The following is a 2,396-nucleotide window of genomic DNA, read 5'->3' as shown; positions in this document are numbered from 1 at the left end:
GCCCTACCCCCGGCCCTACCCCAAGCCCTGCCCCCCGCCCGGTTGAACCTGCCTCGACGTCGCCTGACGCCACCCAACACCGCAGCTAGGAGCCCGTCATGTCCGCGCCGGCCACAGCCCGACACCCCTATGAGGGGTCCCTCTCACCGGGGAGACCCGACAGCCGCGCCCGTTCCCACACGCTCGCCCTGATCGACATCTCGCACCGGCTGCGGCCCCGGGACCTCACCATCGCCGCGCTGCTGGAGGCCCACACGACGCTGTGCACCGACCAGCTGACCGCGCTGCTGTTCGGCAGCCCGATCACCTGCCGGCACCGGCTGCACCTGCTGCGCCGGCTCGGGTTCCTCGACCGCTTCCTGCACACCTGGCCGGACGCGCCCGGGCCGGTCTGCTGGCTACCCGGCCCACTCGGCGCCCGCTACATCGCCCTGTCCCGCAACGACACCCCACCCACGGCCAAAGGCCTGCGGGAACGGACGGACCGCATCGCCACCAGCCCCACGCTGCGGCACCTGCTCGCGGTGAACCAGTTTTACGTCACGCTGCTCGCCCACGCCCGCGGCGACCCTGCCCACCCCGGCGACCCGGGTGACCCAGCCGCCGACCTGACCCGCTGGTGGTCCGAACGCGACACCGCCGCGGCGTTCGGCCAGCGCATTCACCCCGACGGGCACGGCGTGTGGACCGACCGGCACGGCGAGACCGGCTTCTTCCTCGAGCTCGACCGCGGCACCGAACAGATCAGCCGGCTCACCGCCAAGCTCGCGCCGCACCGGCGGCTGCGCGACGCCGGCGGCCCCGACTACCCCCTGCTGTTCGTGGTGCCCGGCCCGGTCCGAGAGCAGAATCTGCACCGCAGGCTCGCCGAGACACCAGTGGGGTTCACGGTGGCGACCACCTGGGCCGGCGCGGGCGCGGGCGCGGGCCCGGCTGGGCCGGTCTGGTGGATCGCCGGCACCGAACCGGATCGGGTGCGGCTCTCCGAGCTCCCGAGCAGTCACGGCCCGGCCGGCCCGCTGACACCCGGCCCGCCGACCGCGATCCAGCACCCGCTGTACCTGCTCACCCTGCCCTGATGCCGTTGCCCTGCTGCCGTTGCCTCGACACCGTTGCCCTGGCACCGTTGCCTTGGTACCGCTGCCCTGACCCCACGCCGACCTCGACCGGCCGGCACTCCAGTCAATGCAGCGGCACCCAACGCAGCGGCACCCAACGCAGCGAAGGCCAACGCGGCGGCGCCCAACACAACGGCACCCAACTCCACGGCCGGGACGCTGCGCAGCGGACGGTGTTGGGTGCGCGGGCTACGGTCACGGCACATATTGATTTGTTAGTTCCACCCCCGGGCCTGTCGCCCACGACCGCGATCACGATCGCCCACCCGCCTCACGGCCGGTCGGCCCGCGTCGCCCGTCGGCACACCGCCCACCCGCACACCCCGCACCACCCGTTCCCGGCGCCACCACCAGCTGGCGCCCCTCCCACCCGGGACGGACCGCGCCCGCATCTGTGCGCCGTCCACCCATCCCGCCCGGGAGACCCCTCATGTCCCATGTGACCGTCGTCTGCCTGCCCGCAGACACCCCCGCCGATTCTCTGATCGCCACAGCGCACCAGCGCCTCGCCGCACACCGGCACCTCGGCCTGGACCTGACCCGGCTGTTCACCACCGCCACGCGGTGGCGCCGCCGCCGACTGCTGTGGCCGGCACCGCGCGCCGCGGCCGGTGGCCCGCTGCGACTGCTGCGCCTGGACGCCCAGCGCGCCGCTGCCGGTGTCGAGCACTGGCATCGCTGGTCGTTCTGGAACCAGATCGTCGCCGGGACCAAGCCCGCCCAGCCCTACTGGGTGTTCCTGGAACGGCACACCGACGCCCCGAAGCGGTACCCGCTGGCCAAGGCCCGCGGACACTATCTCGCCCAGCCCCGGATCGCGGCGATGCGCTCCTACAACGCCGTACCGGACCGTCCGGTCGAGCTGGCCACCGCGGACCTGGAGGCCTACCAGTCCGGGCCGTACACCTTCGCCCGCTACGGCTGGCTCGCCGCCACGGTCGCCGACGCGATGATCACCGTCGACGGTGACCGGCTGACCGCCCGCGACGGCCGATTCAGCGAGCGGCTGTCCTATCTGACCGAGGCCAACGCCCGCCTCGCCGACCTCGCCCCGCGCGACGTCCTCGTCGCGATCCTCACCCGCTGAACCGCGGCCGGCACCCGATCCCCGGGGTGCCGGCCGTTGGTGCGCGCCCATGAACTCCCGCCGGGGCGGTCCCGGCGGATGTGCCTCCTCCACGAAAGGAACTCACTGATGACTGCTTCACCCGCTCGACCCGCTGACGGGGACCGGGCGCCGGACTCCGGCGGCACCGCGCCCGTCCGGGTCGCCGTGCG

General features: G+C 73.7%; 2 protein-coding genes. Both read left to right on the top strand.

The window, feature by feature from the left end; all coding sequences use genetic code 11:
• The first annotated feature begins 98 nt into the window (after positions 1 to 98).
• Positions 99 to 1,079, top strand: coding sequence for a replication-relaxation family protein (locus tag AB0M20_RS38530; RefSeq protein ID WP_364305874.1), 981 nt, complete (start codon positions 99 to 101; stop codon positions 1,077 to 1,079).
• Positions 1,080 to 1,548: 469 nt separating this feature from the next.
• Positions 1,549 to 2,205 carry a hypothetical protein gene (locus tag AB0M20_RS38525; RefSeq protein ID WP_364305872.1) on the top strand — a complete coding sequence of 219 codons (657 nt, stop codon included), beginning with the start codon at positions 1,549 to 1,551 and terminating at the stop codon, positions 2,203 to 2,205.
• Positions 2,206 to 2,396: the final 191 nt, after the last annotated feature.

This window comes from Actinoplanes sp. NPDC051633 (assembly GCF_040681735.1).
Lineage (GTDB): Bacteria > Actinomycetota > Actinomycetes > Mycobacteriales > Micromonosporaceae > Actinoplanes.
This window is presented reverse-complemented; position numbering and strand designations above follow the sequence as displayed.

What these genes read in the sequence shown, in the direction of transcription:
- AB0M20_RS38525 (WP_364305872.1), top strand. Translation starts at nt 1,549, where the DNA reads ATGTCCCATGTGACCGTCGTCTGCCTGCCCGCAGACACCCCCGCCGAT.
- AB0M20_RS38530 (WP_364305874.1), top strand. Translation starts at nt 99, where the DNA reads ATGTCCGCGCCGGCCACAGCCCGACACCCCTATGAGGGGTCCCTCTCA.